Origin of the sequence: Kitasatospora sp. NPDC001261, assembly GCF_042896795.1 — a bacterium.
In the GTDB taxonomy this organism is placed as follows: domain Bacteria; phylum Actinomycetota; class Actinomycetes; order Streptomycetales; family Streptomycetaceae; genus Kitasatospora.
This window is the reverse complement of the sequence record NZ_JBIAXP010000014.1, coordinates 1-14,486: the sequence shown is the minus strand read 5'-3', so window position 1 is coordinate 14,486 and position 14,486 is coordinate 1. Positions and strand designations below refer to the sequence as shown.

Below are 14,486 nucleotides of genomic sequence, written 5' to 3'. Positions count from 1 at the left end.
TAAGGAGCCTCCCCCATGCAGGACATCGCCGAGCAGCTGCGGGCCTGGCACGCGTCCGGGCGCTCCTTCGCCGTGGCCACCGTGGTCGGCGTCTCCGGCAGCGCTCCGCGCGACCCCGGGGCGGCGCTGGCCGTGGACGCGGACGGCGAGGCGGTCGGCAGCGTCTCCGGCGGGTGCGTCGAGGGCGCGGTGTACGAGCTGTGCCGGGCCGCCCTGGCGAGCGGCGAGCCAGTGCTGGAACGCTTCGGGTACAGCGACGAGGACGCCTTCGCGGTGGGTCTGACCTGCGGCGGCGTCCTGGACGTGTTCGTCCAGCCGGTGGTGCCGGGGGCCGATGCCGGGCTGGACACCGGGATCGCGCACATCGCGGCCGGCACACCGGTGGCCCTGGTCCGGGTGATCGCCGGACCGGGCGGGGCGGGCGGGCTGGTCGGGGCCACCCTGGCGGTCACCGCGGACGGCGTGGCCGGCGCGCTCTCGCCCACCCCCTCGACGGTCGGCGCCCTGGAGCGGGCGATCGTCGTGCGGGCCCGGGCGATGCTGGAGGCCGGACGCACCGGCCGGCTGGTGCTCGGCCTGGACGGCCGCCCCTGCGACGAACACGGCCGGGGCACCGTCACCTGCTTCGTCGAGTCGTACGTGCCCGCGCCGCGGATGCTGGTGTTCGGGGCGATCGACTTCGCGGCCGCGGTGGTGCGGATCGGCAAGTTCCTCGGCTACCACGTGACCGTCTGCGACGCCCGGCCGGTCTTCGCCACCGCCCGCCGCTTCCCGGAGGCCGACGAGGTGGTGGTCGACTGGCCGCACCGCTACCTGGACTCCCAACTCGGCCGGATCGACGGACGCACCGTGCTCTGCGTGCTCACCCACGACGCCAAGTTCGACATCCCGCTGCTGGAACGCGCCCTGCGGCTGCCGGTCGGCTACGTCGGCGCGATGGGATCGCGCCGCACCCACCGGGACCGCGCCGCCCGGCTCCGCGAGGCGGGGCTCACCGAGGCCGAACTGGCCCGGCTGCGCTCCCCGATCGGCCTGGACCTCGGCTCCCGCACCCCGGAGGAGACGGCGGTCTCGGTCGCCGCCGAGATCGTCGCCCACCGGCGCGGCGGCAGCTGCCTGCCGCTGAGCGCCTCGGACGGGCCGATCCACCACGACCTGTCGCGCACGGAGACGGAGGGTGACGAGGTCGGCGCGGCCGGCGGCCCGGCACCCCGCACCCACGCGGCCTGAGCCGGGAGCGGCTCCGGCACCGCTCACGTTGCGTGGCCACCGGCGCGGCGGGAGGCTGGAGTTGCGGACTCGCCCCGAGCCCGGGGAAGGAGCGGGCACCATGCGCGCCCTGCTGGAGGTCGAAATCGACACCGCGGCCTCGAACAAGCTGATCAGCGACGGAACGATGGCCGAAGGGGTCCAGCGCATACTGGCCCAACTGAAGCCGGAGGCGGCCTACTTCCTCAACCGCAACGGGAGCCGCGGCATGGTCATGGTCGTCGACGTCCCGGACGAGGCCTCGCTGCCGTCCATCGCCGAGCCGTTCTGGACCCAGCTGAATGCCACCGTCGACCTGCACATCTGCATGAACGCGGACGAACTCATGGAAGGACTGAAGCGTCTCGGCCGCTGAGCCGCCGGGCCGTCCCGCCTCAGTCGGTCAGCGCCAGCTTCACGCCGAAGCCCACCACCACCGCGCCGGTCACCCGGTCCATCGACCGCCGGGCGGCCGGCCGGCGCAGCCAGCCGCGCAGCACCCGGGCGAAACCCACCAGGACGGTCGACCAGAGCAGGCCCTCCACGACGTGCACGCAGGTCAGCGCCACACCGGCGGCGAAGTGCGGGACGCCGACCGGGATGAACTGCGGCAGCACGGCCACGTAGAAGACCCCGACCTTGGGGTTCAGCAGATTGGTCAGCGTGCCCCGCCGCCAGCCGTGCGCGAACCCGCCGTCCTCCGGCTCCTCCTCGGCCGCCGCCTCACCGCCCCGGTTGCGCAGCATCCCGATGCCCATCCACACCAGGTACGCCGCGCCCGCCCACCGCAGGACCTCGTACGCCACCTGCGAGGCGGTGAGCAGCGCCGTCACCCCGGCCGAGGTCAGCGTCCCCCAGATCAGCGTCCCGGTCTGGATCCCCAGCACGACCCCCCACGCCTGCCGCCGCCGCCCCAACGCGGAGGTCCGCAGGACCAGCGCCGTGTCGAGCCCGGGCGTGAGCGTGAGCAGCCCCACGACGAGGGCGAAGGACCACAGGGCCGTTGTCATCTCCATGGGCCTCGATGCTCTCACAGCCCCGGAGGGGCGTCGTCAAACGGCCATCGCTCAGTCCGCCGACCCCGGCGGGACGACCCACTCGGTGGAGCGCTCACTCACCCTTTTCCACCGGCCCGGTGAGATCGGGCAGCCCACCGTCCTCGAGCCAGGTCGTGAAGACCTGGCGCTTGCGACGCTTCACCGCATCCTCGAGAGCGGCGTTGACGGTGGCGGTCTTGGTCGTCGTACCGAAGATCTCCGCAGCCTCGGCCAGCAGGTCGTCGTTGATGTCCATCACGGTACGGGCCATGACCAACCTCCCGAGCGAAGCGGGGTCTGCGATATCGGGTTCGACCGTATCCGATATCGCAGGCCCCACGGGGCCCGATCGGCCGTTGTTCACCCGGTCAGGTGATGTTGAGGCGGGCGGCGAGGCGCAGGAGGCCGGGACTGAGGCGGGAGAGGAAGCGGGCGGCCTTGGCCTCGGGGGTGACGGGGACGACGGGCCTGCCAGTGCGGACGGCGGTCACGATGGCGGTGGCGACCTTCTCCGGGGGGAAGCCGCGGCGGGCGTAGAGCTTCGCGGCGCGGGCCTGCTTGGCGGCCTGCTCGGTGGAGGTGGTGGCGGAGAAGGTGGAGGTGCGGGTGATGTTGGTGTTGACGATGCCGGGGCAGATGGTGGAGACGCCGATGCCGTGGCCGACGAACTCGGCGCGCAGGCAGTCGGAGAGCATGAACACCGCGGCCTTGCTGGTGGCGTAGGCGGTGAGCGCCTTGGACGGCAGGTAGGCGGCGGCGGAGGAGACGTTGACGATGTGGCCGCCCCGGCCGCGGTCGGCCATCAGGGTGCCGAAGGCGCGGCAGCCGTGGATCACGCCCCAGAGGTTGACGTCCAGGACCCGCTGCCACTCCTTCTCGGTGGTCTGCAGGAACGTCCCGGAGTGGCCGATGCCCGCGTTGTTGACCATGACGTCGGGCACCCCGTGCTCGGCCGCGACGGTCTGCGCGAAAGCGTCCACCGCGGCGCCGTCGGAGACGTCCACCCGGTAGGCGTGCGCCGGCGGGCCGATCAGCGAGGCCAGTTCGGCGGTGCGCTCGGCGGCCGCGAGGTCGAGGTCGCAGACCACCACCCGGGCGCCGTCCTCGGCGAAGGCGAGCGCGGTCGCCCGGCCGATGCCGCTGCCGCCGCCGGTGACCACGACCAGCCGGCCGTCGCCCTCCTCGGGGCGGGCCCGGCCCTCGTCGGTGCGGGTGGTGAACTCGCGGACCAGTCCGGCCACGGTGGCTCCCTTCTCCAGCAGCGCCGACCAGTGGCCGGCGTGCAGCGTCCTGCGGGTCAGGTTCGGCGCCCAGCGCTCCAGCCCCTCGGAGAGGTAGGTGCCGACGTACCGGTCCCTGGTGAGGGTGATCAGCTGGACCGGCACCTCGGTCGGCCGCTCGCGCGGACTGCCCAGGGTGGGGCGGAAGTTGGCCCGGTACAGCTCGATGCCGCGGACCGCGTCACGGCGCAGGGTGGGCTGCGGGTGGTCGGCGCGCGGGGTGACGTGCTCCAGGTCGCGCAGCACCCTCGGCCAGGCCCGGGCCAGGCCGAGGCGCCAGACGCCGGGGGCGAGGTAGGGCAGGTGGAAGGCGGTGATGTACCAGGAGTGCAGGCCCTGGTGGAGCAGCTGCCCCAGGTGGCGGGGGGTGGGGCGGCGCAGCCGGTGGCGCAGCCAGTGGCCCATGTGGTCCAGGCTGGGGCCGGACAGGGTGGTGTACGAGGCGATCCGGCGCTCGGCGCCGGGTGCGGTGACGGCCTCCCAGGACTGGATCGAGCCCCAGTCGTGGGCGAGCAGGTGCACCGGGCGGTCGGGACTGACGGCGTCGGCGACGGCGAACAGGTCCTCGGCGAGGTGCTCCAGGCGGTAGCCGGACCGGTCGGCGGGGGCGGCCGACTCCCCGGCGCCGCGCACGTCGTAGCGGACCACGTGGTGGTCGCGGGCGAGGTCCGCGGCGATGTCGTCCCAGACGGTGTGGGTGTCGGGGTAGCCGTGCACGAGGAGGACGGTGGGGGCGTCCGGGTCGCCCTGCTCGAAGACGGCGAGCGGGAGGCCGCCGGAGTGGACGGTCCGGCGGCGGACCGGGGGCTTCGCCTGCGCCTGGGGCTTCGTCGGGAACGTCATCGGGTGGCCTCCAGGGTGGTCGGCTCGGCGGCGGTCGGCTCCGTGGTGGCCGGCTCGGCGGCGGCGGTCCAGCGGCGGACGTGCGGCAGGTCGTCGTCGAGCCAGTAGGCGTCGTCCTCGGTGACCACCAGCAGTTCCTCGAACTTGATGCCCACGCCCCGGAAGCCGATGTGCGGCTCGACCGCCCACAGCCCCGGGGTGGGCGCGTGCCGGGACGACCGCCCGTCGGCCCAGAGCGGCGAACGGCCGTGCAGCCGCTCGGTGACGAGCTCGCGGCCGAGGGTCTGGAGGGTGCGCACGCCGAAGCCGAAGACGTTCACCCCGGCCGGGCCGCGCGCGGTGTTGCGGGTGACCTGGTGGCCGATCACCCGGCCCGGGTAGACCTGGTGGCGGTTGTCGTAGCCGTGCGCGGCGATCTGGGCGTCCACCGCGGCGTACACCTCGGCGAGCGGCCTGCGGGCCCGCACCTCGGCGAGGATCAGCTCGCGGTAGACCTTCAGGTCGGCGGCCAGCCGGTCCCAGACCCGGTTCTCGCCGACCTTGCCGCCGTAGCCGATGTCGGCGGTGTAGCCGTCCACCACGGGCGCGCAGTCCAGCACGTACGGCATGCCCTCCTCCAGCCGGCGGTTGCCGGCGAAGAACTGGAGCGGGGTGTGGAAGTGCCGGAACGCCGTCCGGTCGCCGAACCAGGCGAAGGGGACGTGGAAGAAGTCCTGCACCCCGGCGGCGACCAGGCGGCGGCGCAGCTCGGCGGTGGTCTGCCGCTCGGTGACGCCGGGTTCGATCCACGCGGCGACCTGTTCGGCGCAGTGGTAGGCGAGCTGCTGGGTCTCGCGGAAGCGGGCGAGGTCGCGCTCGGTGTAGCGGAAGGCGGGGGTCGCTTTCGCCATGGCGGAGCTCCTTCTAGAGGTCGAGCACGAGGGTCTCACCCTCGGCGGCCCGGGAGACGCAGGGCAGCAGGGCGCCGGCGGCGCGCTGCTCGGGGGTGAGCCTGCGGTCCCGGTGGTCGGGCGAGCCGGCCAGCAGGCGGACCTCGCAGGTGCCGCAGAAGCCCTGGTGGCAGGAGTACGGGAGGTCCGGACGGGCCTCGCGCAGCACGTCCAGGGCGGAGCGGTCGGCGGGGACGTCGAGGGTCGGGCCGTCGGTGCCGAGTCGGACGGCGAACGGTTCGCCGTCGGTGACCGGGGCGGCGCCGAAGCGCTCGAAGTGCAGGGAGGCCGCCGGGGAGCCGTCCAGGGCGCGCTGCACGGCGGAGAGCATCGGGGCCGGGCCGCAGCAGTAGACGGCGGCGCCGCGCGGGGCGTGGGCGAGCAGTTCGGCGCCGGTGGGGACGCCGCCGTGCTCGTCGTCGGTGCGCAGCACCACCCGGTGCGGGTCGAGGGCGCGCAGCTCGTCCGTGTACGGGAGGGTGTCGGCACTGCGGCCGACGTGCACCAGGCGCCAGTCCAGGCCGTGCCGCTGCGCCTCGCGGGCCATCGGGAGCAGCGGGGTGATGCCGATGCCGCCGGCCAGCAGGAGGACGGCGGGCTCGGCGCAGAAGGCGAAGCCGTTGCGCGGGCGGCGGGCGGTGAGCCGGGTGCCGGGGTGCAGGGCGTCGTGGACCTCGACGGACCCGCCGCCGCCCTCGGGCAGCCGCCGGACGGCGATGCGGTAGACGGCGCGGTCGGCCGGGTCGCCGCTGAGGGAGTAGTGGCGCTCGCGGCCGGAGGGCAGGACGAGGCGCAGGTGGGCGCCGGGCTGCCAACCGGGCAGCGGGCCGCCGGAGGGGTCGGCGAGCCGCAACTCGACGACGTCGGCGGCCGGTCGGCGGCGTTCGGCGACGACCAACTGGAGCGGCGGGGTGGGGCGGCTGAGCGGGCGCCGGGGGTTGCGGCGCAGCAGGGGGCTGCCGAGGGCCGGGGAGTAGCGGTCGCCGAAGGCGGTGAGCCGGCGCATGAAGCCGTCGGCGCGGGGGCGGCCGTAGAGGTCGGGGGGCGGGGCGAGCGGGTCCATCCGGCGGGGTCCTTGGGGTGAGGGGGGAGAGGGGGCTGTCGCCCGCGTCAGCCGCGCCCGGCGGCCGCGCGGGCGGCCGGGGAGGCGGCGAGGTAGCCCAGCGCCTGGCTGGACGAGCCCTCCTGGGTCGGGTGGTAGCCCGGCCGCAGGTAGCGCAGCCCGGAGCGGACCGACTTGACCGGGTCCGGCAGCAGTCCGCGCTTGGCGATCCGGCCGGCCTCCCGCCAGGTGGGCTTGAGCCGCCCCGCCAGGGTGGGGTCGGCGGCGAGCAGGAACCGGGCGCCGCGCACCCAGAGGTGGACCAGCAGCGGCCCGGAGACGGCCATTCCGCGCACCCGGCGGAGGTAGCCCGGGTCCAGGTGGACCATCAGGTCGTAGGCGACGCTGCGGTGCTCGACCTCCTCCGCGCCGTGCCAGCGCAGCAGGTCCAGCATCGTCGGGTCCGCCTTGGCGCGGTCCAGGCCCGGGGAGTTGAGCGCCCAGTTGCCGAGGAAGGCGGTGAAGTGCTCGATCGCCGCGATGAAGGCGACCCGCTCGATGACGTTCTCGCGCTGCCGGGCCGGCGACAGCCCCGGCTTGTCGCCGAGGACGCGCTGGAACAGCCAGGAGATCTGCCGGACGTACGGCCGCGGGTCGAGCCCCTGGCCGAGCAGGTGGTCCAGGACCTCCTGGTGCGCCTCGGCGTGGATGGCCTCCTGGCCGATGAACCCGAGGACCTCCTCGCGCAGTTGCTCGTCCCGGATGAGCGGCAGCGCCTCCTTGAACACCTTGACGAACCACCGCTCGCCCTCGGGCAGCAGCAGGTGCAGCACGTTGATGACGTGGGTGGCCATCGGCTCGTCCGGGATCCAGTGCAGCGGCAGCCGGGACCAGTCGAAGCGGACGTCCCGGGGCTCCAGCACGAGGCTCTCGTGCACGCGTGCGGCGGGCGCGGCGAGGGCGGGGACGGGGGTGGAACGGGGCATGGCAGGCCCTCCTGACCTGGGGGCGGCGGCTCGGCTCCAGGGAAACGTACTCGCGGGTAGCCATCGGGACAAGGGGTTCGGCGCCCCTTATCGACATCGAGTCTAATAAGTGACGCGCACCGTCGGGCGACGCGCGCCGCCGGACGACACCGGACACCGTGGGGAAACGCGGGAAACGCGGGAGGCCCCACCGGTCTCCCGGCGGGGCCTCCCCGACGTCACGCGCGCGACGGCCGCCCCGCCGTCAGACCGCCATCGCCAGCATCAGCGGCGCCGCCCGGGCCGCCAGCAGCTCGGCGGCGGCCTTCAGCTTGTGGATGTTGTCCGCCGGCATCGAGGTGGCCAGGCAGCCGACCGTGCTGCCCGCCGTGATCGGCACGGCCGCGCACACCGTGCCCAGCGCGTACTCCTGGATGTCCAGCACCGGCACCGTGGCCGGCTGCCGCTCCAGCCGGTGCATCAGCTGGTCGGCGTCGACGACGGTGCGGGAGGTGAGGCGGGCGACCGGGTGCCGGGAGAGGTGGTCGCGCCGGGCGTCCGCGTCCAGCTGGCCGAGCAGGCACTTGCCGATCGCACTGGCGTGCGCGGTGGCCCGGAAGTCCACCCACTCCTGCACGGCCGGGGCGTAGTCGGCGGCCGAGACCGCCTCCACCGACAACTCCCCGTCGTGGTACCGGGTGAAGTACACGGCGGCGCCCAACTCGTCCCGGAGTTCGGCGAGCTTGCGGTTGAGCCGGGCCTTCACCAGCTGCTCCCGGTTGTGCTGGCCGAGCAGGGCGAAGGTGCCGCCCAGCAGCCAACCGCCGTCCTGGCACTGGAGGTAGCCCTCGACCTCCAGGATCTCGGCGAGCCGGCGCACGGTCGGCAGCCCGAGCGAGGTCTCCCGGGCGAGGGCCACCAGGGTGGCTCCGTCGGAGTGGCGGTCGACCGCCTCCAGCAGTCTGAGGGCGTGCTGCAGGGAGGTGAACGGGCCCGTCGGACCCTGGTCAAGCGCGGCGTGACGACCCGGGGCTGGTGTCGACATGTCGTCCCCTTCCGATGTCCCCCCACGGAGCGACCGCGGGCGCACACCAGCCTATCGACCCGGCGGCTCCGACGACTGCCGTCCGTACATATCCGTGGACAATCCGTGCAGGCCCACCGGCCGACCTGGGCGGACGCGACGGGCCCCTCCCCCACTGCCCGGGAGGAGGGGCCCGTTCCGCGACCGCCAGGTACGGGCCCGGCGGCCGCGAGGGTGGCGGTGCGGAGGGTGGTGCGGGCGGTGCGGGCGGGTCAGCCCTCGTCGCCCGCGCGCAACTTGGCGACGGCGGCGGCCAGTCGGGCGCCGTACTCCTCGTCGGCGGCGTGGAAGTGGGCGAGGTTCCGCTCCACCACGTCGTCGCGCGAGACCTGCGCCAGGAAGCCCGCGATGTTGCCGACCAGGCGGGTCTTCTCGCCGTCCGACATCAGCCGGTACAGCTCGCCGGCCTGGAAGAAGTCGTCGTCCTTGGTGTGCGCCGGGGTGGTGTAGGTGCCGGTGTGGCCGCTCACCTTGACCGGCGCGGCCGTCGCGTCGCCGGTCTGGACCGGACCGTCGTACGAGTTGGGCTCGTAGTTCCTGCCGCGGCCGGCGCTGTTGGCGGCCATCTGGCCGTCCCGGCCGTAGTTGGCGGCCTCGGTGGCGCGCGGGGCGTTCACCGGCAGCTGGGTGTGGTTGACGCCGAGGCGGTAGCGCTGGGCGTCCGCGTAGGCGAACAGGCGGCCCTGGAGCATCTTGTCCGGGGACGGGCCGATGCCGGGCACGAAGTTGTTCGGCGAGAACGCGGCCTGCTCGACCTCGGCGAAGACGTTCTCCGGGTTCCGGTTGAGCACCAGGCGGCCGACCTTGACCAGCGGGTAGTCGGCGTGCGGCCACACCTTGGTGAGGTCGAAGGGGTTGAAGCGGTAGTCCGCGGCCTCGGCGACCGGCATCAGCTGGACGTAGAGGGTCCAGGACGGGAACACCCCGCGCTCGATGGCCTGGTGGAGGTCGCGCTGGTGCGAGTCGGCGTCGCCGCCGACCACCTCGGCGGCCTGGTCGCCGTCCAGGCAGCGGATGCCCTGGTTGGTCTTGAAGTGGTACTTCACCCAGTAGGCGTCGCCGTCGGCGTTGACCCACTGGTAGGTGTGCGAGCCGTAGCCGTTCATGTGACGGTAGGAGGCCGGGATGCCCCGGTCGCCGAACAGCCAGGTGATCTGGTGGGTCGAGGCCGGCGAGTGGGCCCAGAAGTCCCAGACGTTGTCCGCCTCCTGCACGCCGGTGTACGGGTCGCGCTTCTGCGAGTGGATGAAGTCGGGGAACTTGATCGGGTCCTTGATGAAGAACACCGGGGTGTTGTTGCCGACGAGGTCGTAATTGCCCTCCTCGGTATAGAACTTGAGCGCGAAGCCGCGCGGGTCGCGCACCGCGTCGCTGGCGCCCAGGTTGCCGGCCACGGTGGAGAAGCGCAGGAAGACCTCGGTGCGCTTGCCGACCTCGGAGAGGAAGCCCGCCCGGGTGTACCGCGCGACCTCGTCGGTGACCTCGAAGTAGCCGTACGCGCCGGAGCCTCGGGCGTGCACCACGCGCTCCGGGATGCGCTCGCGGTTGAACCGGGCCAGCTTCTCCAGCAGGTGCTGGTCCTGGATCAGCAGCGGACCGTACTCGCCGGCCGAGGCCGAGTTCTGGTTGTCGGCGACCGGGGCGCCGGACTCCGTGGTCAGGATCTTGGGCATGGAGGGTCCTTCAGGTGTCGATAAGCGCGGTGCGTGGAGAGTGAAGTGACGGATCGTCAGATCCGTTCGCCGGAAAAGGTTCCCTGGGGTTCCCGACGAGCGGATCCGACGGGTCGTCAGTTTCCGAGCAGGCTCCGGACGACGGTCGCGGCCGCGGCCGGGTCGGCCGCCGGGCGGGCGGCGGTCAGCGCGGCGGCCTCGTCGGCGGTGAGACCGGCCCCGGTGAGGGCCGCGACGGCCTCGGCGGCCGGGAGGGCGTTGAACCAGCGCAGCGCGAGGGCCGCGCGGCCGGCCCCGGTGAGGCGGCCGGTGAGCCGGAGGCGGGCGAGGCCGCCGTCCGGGTGGACGTTGATGCGCACGTGGGTCACCGGGCGGCCGGCGGCGAGCCGGAAGCGGTGCCGGGTGTCGGGCTGGAGCCGCGTGCGGGGCAGGAGTTCGAACCACTCGCCGTCGGCCGGGTCGACCCCGGTCGAGGCGTCGAAGCCGATCAGGTCGGCCCAGCCGGGGGCATTGGCGACGAAGTAGGAGGTGTCCACTTCGGCGGCCAGGACCTCACCGCCCCCGGCCAGGGCGATCTGCACCCAGTCGTTGGCCTTGTCGCGCCGACGCCGGGTCTCCCAGCCGTCGCCCATGACGGAGGCGCGGCCGGGAGCGTTCAGGTTGTGCGGGGAGGAGAAGTAGCGGTCGGAGGCCGCCTCGGCCACGCCGCCGTACTCCTGGGCGGCCAGGTCGAAGGTGAGGCCGTCCAGTTCGCGCGGATCGGGCAGCACCTCGCCGTGCACCCGCAGCCGGGCGACCCCGCCGTCCGGGAAGATGTTCAGCCGTACGTGGGTGTAGCGGGTGCCGTCCGTGACGGCGAACTCGTGGGCGGTGTCGCCGTTGAGCGCGGTGCGCGGCACGATCGTGGTCCACTCGGCGTCCTGGAGCTCCTCGGGCGAGGGGTGGCCGGGGACGGACGCGGCCTCGACCGAGGCCGTCTCCGGGTAGTTGCCCGTGAAGTGGGCGGTGTCCACGATCACGCCGCGGACCACCCCGGCGGCGCCGAGCCGGACGATCGCCCAGTCGTGGTCCTCGTCGGTGGGGTGCGGCTGGTCGGCGGAGACGCCGCGGCGGCGCTTGGACTCCCAGCCGTCCATGATCTGGCCCTTGTGGCCGAAGGTGTGCGGGCGGAACTCGGCCGGCTTGGCGACCAGCAGGTTCTCGGCGTCCGCGAAGGTGTCCTCGTTGGTGGCGACGACGCCCGCCCCGAGCAGTCGGGAGGCCAGGTCGACCAGCTCGGTGAAGGGAGCACTCGGGGTGTCGGCAGTGGTCACTGACTCTCCTTTAGGCGCGTTCGGACGGGATGGGGGTGGCGGTGGTGATGGGGGTGGCGGTGGTGAAGCGGGTGGGGTCGGCCTGCGGCCGGGCGAGCTGCCGGCCGAAGGGGCGGGCCGCCGGGTCCACCTCGCGGCCGCGCAGCCAGGTGGCGCGCACCGCGCCGGTGAGGGTCCGGCCCGCGTACGGGGTCACCGGGTTGCGGTGGTGCAGCCCGCTCGCGCGGACGGCGAACCCGCCGTCCGGGTCGAAGGCGACCAGGTCCGCGTCGTGGCCGGCGGCGATGGCGCCCTTGGTGCCGGTCAGGCCGACCAGTTCGGCCGGTCCGGCGGACATCCAGCGCACCACGTCGGCCAGGGTGTGGCCGCGGCGGCGGGCCTCGGTCCAGACGGCCGGCAGGCCCAGCTGGAGCGAGGCGATCCCGCCCCAGGCGGCCGCGAAGTCGCCGCTGCCGCCGTACTCGGGCAGCAGCTTGAGGTCGGGGGTGGACGGCGAGTGGTCGGAGACGACGGCGATGAACTCGCCGCGGCCCAGGGCCTCCCAGAGCGCGTCCCGGTTGGACTCGTCGCGGATCGGCGGACAGCACTTGAAGGCGGTGTCGCCGTCCGGCACCTGCTCGGCCGCGAGGGTCAGGTAGTGCGGACAGGTCTCGGCGGTCACCCGTACGCCGTCCTCGCGGGCCTGCCGCAGCAGCGGCAGCACCGCGGCCGAGGAGACGTGCAGGACGTGCACCCGGGCGCCGGTGCGCCGGGCCGTGTCGAGCAGCCGGGCGACGGCCGCGGTCTCCGCGTCGGCGGGCCGGGAGGCCAGGAAGTCCCGGTAGTGGACGCCGGGTTGCTGCGGGGCGGCGGCGAGCACGGCCGGGTCCTCGGCGTGGATGATCGCCAGTGCCCCGATCCTGGCCTGCTCGGCCAGCGCCGCCTCCAGGTCGGCGGCCTCGACGTGCGGGAACTCGTCCACCCCGGAGGGGGCGAGGAAGCTCTTGAAGCCGAACACCCCTGCCTGGTGCAGCGGTTCGAGGTCGGCCAGATTGCCGGGGACGGCGCCGCCCCAGAAGCCGAGGTCCACCCAGGCCTGGCCGTCGGCGGCCTTCCGCTTGAGCGCCAGCCCCGCCACCGTGGTGGTGGGCGGGATCGAGTTGAGCGGCATGTCGACGATGGTGGTGACGCCGCCGGCCGCGGCGGCCCGGGTGGCGGTGGCGAAGCCCTCCCACTCGGTGCGGCCGGGCTCGTTGACGTGCACGTGGGTGTCGACCAGGCCGGGCAGCAGGGCGGTGTCGCCGAGGTCGACGAGCTCGCCCTCGCGGGCCGCGAGCGAGCCGTACGGGGCCGTCCGGGCGATCCTCCCGCCCTGGATCAGCACGTCCGCGGGGCGCTCGCCGTCGGGCAGGACCGCCCGCCGGGAGCGGATCACCGTCGGCTGGCTGAAAGGCATGGGGGACCTCCGGAACCTGGGAGTCGAGGGTGTCGGAACACGGGGGAGGCGAGGGATTGCCGGGAGCCTAGGCCCGCCTTCAACAAAACGTCAATGGAGGAACGTCCGAGGGATCACCGCGCGGGAAGGTCGCGCACGCACCGGGGTTCAGTGCGACAGGAGCTCCTCGGCCAGCCGCTCCCCCGCGAGTTCGGCCAGCTCGGCGGCCCTGGTCATGCTCTCCCCCGGCCGCTCGGCCAGGTCGGTCAGGGCGATCGCGGCGGCGAAGCCGGCGGCCCGCCACTCGGGCTCGGAGAGCTCCAGCCGGCCCGCCACCGCGGCCACCCGGACCCCCGCCCGGGCGGCCGCCGCGGCGACTCCGGCCGGGGCCTTGCCGTGGAGCGTCTGGGCATCCAGACACCCCTCCCCGGTCACGACGAGGCGTGCCCCGCGCACGGCCCCGTCGAAGCCCAGCAGGTCGAGCAGCAGCTCGATGCCGGGGCGCATGGTCGCGCCGAGCAGGGCCAGGGCGGCGAAACCCACGCCGCCCGCGGCGCCGGCGCCGGGCGCCTCCCGGACGTCCCGCCCGGTGGCCTCGGCGACCAGGTCGGCGAACCGGGTCAGCCCCGCCTCCAGCACCACCAGGTCCCCGCCGTCGGCGCCCTTCTGCGGGCCGTAGACGGCGGCGGCGCCGCGCGGCCCGAGCAGCGGGTTGTCCACGTCGCAGGCCACCACGACCTCGACCCCGCCCAGGGCCTCGGCCAGCGGGCCGGGGTCGATCTCCGCGAGCCGGCGCAACGCGGCGCCGCCGGGCGGCAGTTCGGCGCCACCGGCATCGCGCAGCCGTGCCCCGAGCGCCTGCACCATGCCGGCGCCGCCGTCCGTACAGGCACTGCCTCCGAGGCCCAGCACGATCCGCTTGGCGCCGAGCGAGACCGCCTTGGCGATCAACTGGCCGACTCCGTAGGACCCGGCCGCGAGCGGGGCGGTGCGGCCGCCGGGCAGCCGGGCGAGGCCGGAGGCCTGCGCCAGCTCGACCACGGCGGTGTCGTCCCGGACGGCCAGCGCGGCGTCCACCGGCAGGCCGGTCGGGCCGGCCACCTTGGCCGGGACCCGGCTGAAGCCGGCCGCGAGCGCGGCGGCCAGGGTGCCCTCGCCGCCGTCGGCGACGGGCAGTTCGCGCACCTCGGTGCCGGGCGCGGCGCGCCGGATGCCGGCCGCGATCCGGGCCGCCGCCTCGGCACCCTCCAGGCTGCCCTTGAACTTGTCGGGGGCGACGACCACATGGCCCTGGTGGGGGGTGGGGGGCATGGCGCGCTCCTCGCTTCCGTACGGGTCTGGCGGTGGTTCCGGGACGTGCGTCCGGCTGACGTGCGTCCAGCATGGGCCCGGGTGTTCCGGGTGGCCAGCGCCTCGGCCGGGGCGGCCGGGGAGGCCGGGGGGCGGCCACGGTGGCCGGAGCGGTCGGGCCGGCCCGCTCCGGGAGGGTGCGCCCCCTCCCCGCCGTTCCCCTCGTCCCGCTTCCGACGTACGAGGGGCTCCCCTCGGCGGGGAGGGGCCCAGAGGGCCTGTCTTCAAACTCGCGTCTGCGGGGCGACGCCGGGGCACGCACCTCGCCGCGTTGTCGTCGGTCGCCAATGCTCCGCAGTGGCTCCCTC

At 74.5% G+C, this 14,486-nt stretch carries 13 protein-coding genes; 2 read left to right on the top strand and 11 right to left on the bottom strand.

Translation table 11 applies throughout. The annotated features are described in order from the left end of the window. Positions 1–15 precede the first annotated feature (15 nt). Together ACFY4B_RS19715 and ACFY4B_RS19710 are read left to right on the top strand one after the other, a co-directional pair. Positions 16–1,230 (top strand): XdhC family protein, encoded by a 1,215-nt coding sequence (locus tag ACFY4B_RS19715; RefSeq protein ID WP_387969343.1) that lies wholly within the window; start codon positions 16–18, stop codon positions 1,228–1,230. Between the two features lie 100 nt (positions 1,231–1,330). After that, positions 1,331–1,624 (top strand): hypothetical protein, encoded by a 294-nt coding sequence (locus ACFY4B_RS19710; RefSeq protein WP_049654035.1) that lies wholly within the window; start codon positions 1,331–1,333, stop codon positions 1,622–1,624. A 19-nt stretch (positions 1,625–1,643) separates the two neighbouring features. Here ACFY4B_RS19710 and ACFY4B_RS19705 read toward each other — a convergent pair whose 3' ends face one another. The 11 genes from ACFY4B_RS19705 to ACFY4B_RS19655 all read right to left on the bottom strand — a co-directional run bounded on the left by ACFY4B_RS19705 (position 1,644) and on the right by ACFY4B_RS19655 (position 14,139). Next, positions 1,644–2,264 carry a LysE family translocator gene (locus ACFY4B_RS19705; RefSeq protein WP_049654038.1) on the bottom strand — a complete coding sequence of 207 codons (621 nt, stop codon included), beginning with the start codon at positions 2,262–2,264 and terminating at the stop codon, positions 1,644–1,646. Between the two features lie 94 nt (positions 2,265–2,358). Then, a complete protein-coding gene (locus ACFY4B_RS19700; RefSeq protein WP_049654040.1) occupies positions 2,359–2,556 on the bottom strand; it encodes a type II toxin-antitoxin system VapB family antitoxin in 198 nt (65 codons plus the stop codon). A gap of 97 nt (positions 2,557–2,653) precedes the next feature. Continuing rightward, positions 2,654–4,408 (bottom strand): SDR family oxidoreductase, encoded by a 1,755-nt coding sequence (locus ACFY4B_RS19695; protein WP_387969340.1) that lies wholly within the window; start codon positions 4,406–4,408, stop codon positions 2,654–2,656. Next, on the bottom strand, positions 4,405–5,298 hold the full coding sequence (locus tag ACFY4B_RS19690) for a M24 family metallopeptidase (protein ID WP_387969337.1): 894 nt from the start codon (positions 5,296–5,298) through the stop codon (positions 4,405–4,407). The genes ACFY4B_RS19695 and ACFY4B_RS19690 overlap by 4 nt, the downstream gene beginning before the upstream one ends. Positions 5,299–5,311: 13 nt before the next feature. Next, positions 5,312–6,400, bottom strand: coding sequence for a PDR/VanB family oxidoreductase (locus tag ACFY4B_RS19685; protein ID WP_387969334.1), 1,089 nt, complete (start codon positions 6,398–6,400; stop codon positions 5,312–5,314). 47 nt (positions 6,401–6,447) lie between these two features. Further along, entirely contained in the window at positions 6,448–7,365 is a 918-nt protein-coding gene (locus ACFY4B_RS19680; RefSeq protein WP_049657802.1) for a metal-dependent hydrolase, read from the bottom strand. 244 nt (positions 7,366–7,609) lie between these two features. Beyond that, complete coding sequence (locus ACFY4B_RS19675; protein WP_074004310.1) at positions 7,610–8,389, bottom strand: IclR family transcriptional regulator; 780 nt, start codon at positions 8,387–8,389, stop codon at positions 7,610–7,612. Between the two features lie 251 nt (positions 8,390–8,640). After that, positions 8,641–10,101, bottom strand: coding sequence for a catalase (locus ACFY4B_RS19670; protein WP_049657798.1), 1,461 nt, complete (start codon positions 10,099–10,101; stop codon positions 8,641–8,643). Positions 10,102–10,217: 116 nt separating this feature from the next. After that, on the bottom strand, positions 10,218–11,414 hold the full coding sequence (gene alc, locus ACFY4B_RS19665; protein ID WP_387969331.1) for an allantoicase: 1,197 nt from the start codon (positions 11,412–11,414) through the stop codon (positions 10,218–10,220). A 10-nt stretch (positions 11,415–11,424) separates the two neighbouring features. After that, positions 11,425–12,849: an allantoinase AllB gene (allB, locus tag ACFY4B_RS19660; protein WP_387969328.1), complete on the bottom strand. Its 1,425-nt coding sequence runs from the start codon at positions 12,847–12,849 to the stop codon at positions 11,425–11,427. A gap of 147 nt (positions 12,850–12,996) precedes the next feature. Continuing rightward, positions 12,997–14,139, bottom strand: a complete 1,143-nt coding sequence (locus ACFY4B_RS19655; RefSeq protein ID WP_375873447.1) for a glycerate kinase — start codon at positions 14,137–14,139, stop codon at positions 12,997–12,999. Positions 14,140–14,486 lie beyond the last annotated feature (347 nt).

Bases quoted from the DNA above. Each gene is read 5' to 3' on its own strand.
- ACFY4B_RS19715 (WP_387969343.1), top strand. From the start codon at position 16: ATGCAGGACATCGCCGAGCAGCTGCGGGCCTGGCACGCGTCCGGGCGC.
- ACFY4B_RS19710 (WP_049654035.1), top strand. From the start codon at position 1,331: ATGCGCGCCCTGCTGGAGGTCGAAATCGACACCGCGGCCTCGAACAAG.
- ACFY4B_RS19705 (WP_049654038.1), bottom strand. From the start codon at position 2,264: ATGGAGATGACAACGGCCCTGTGGTCCTTCGCCCTCGTCGTGGGGCTG.
- ACFY4B_RS19700 (WP_049654040.1), bottom strand. From the start codon at position 2,556: ATGGCCCGTACCGTGATGGACATCAACGACGACCTGCTGGCCGAGGCT.
- ACFY4B_RS19695 (WP_387969340.1), bottom strand. From the start codon at position 4,408: ATGACGTTCCCGACGAAGCCCCAGGCGCAGGCGAAGCCCCCGGTCCGC.
- ACFY4B_RS19690 (WP_387969337.1), bottom strand. From the start codon at position 5,298: ATGGCGAAAGCGACCCCCGCCTTCCGCTACACCGAGCGCGACCTCGCC.
- ACFY4B_RS19685 (WP_387969334.1), bottom strand. From the start codon at position 6,400: ATGGACCCGCTCGCCCCGCCCCCCGACCTCTACGGCCGCCCCCGCGCC.
- ACFY4B_RS19680 (WP_049657802.1), bottom strand. From the start codon at position 7,365: ATGCCCCGTTCCACCCCCGTCCCCGCCCTCGCCGCGCCCGCCGCACGC.
- ACFY4B_RS19675 (WP_074004310.1), bottom strand. From the start codon at position 8,389: ATGTCGACACCAGCCCCGGGTCGTCACGCCGCGCTTGACCAGGGTCCG.
- ACFY4B_RS19670 (WP_049657798.1), bottom strand. From the start codon at position 10,101: ATGCCCAAGATCCTGACCACGGAGTCCGGCGCCCCGGTCGCCGACAAC.
- allB (WP_387969328.1), bottom strand. From the start codon at position 12,849: ATGCCTTTCAGCCAGCCGACGGTGATCCGCTCCCGGCGGGCGGTCCTG.
- ACFY4B_RS19655 (WP_375873447.1), bottom strand. From the start codon at position 14,139: ATGCCCCCCACCCCCCACCAGGGCCATGTGGTCGTCGCCCCCGACAAG.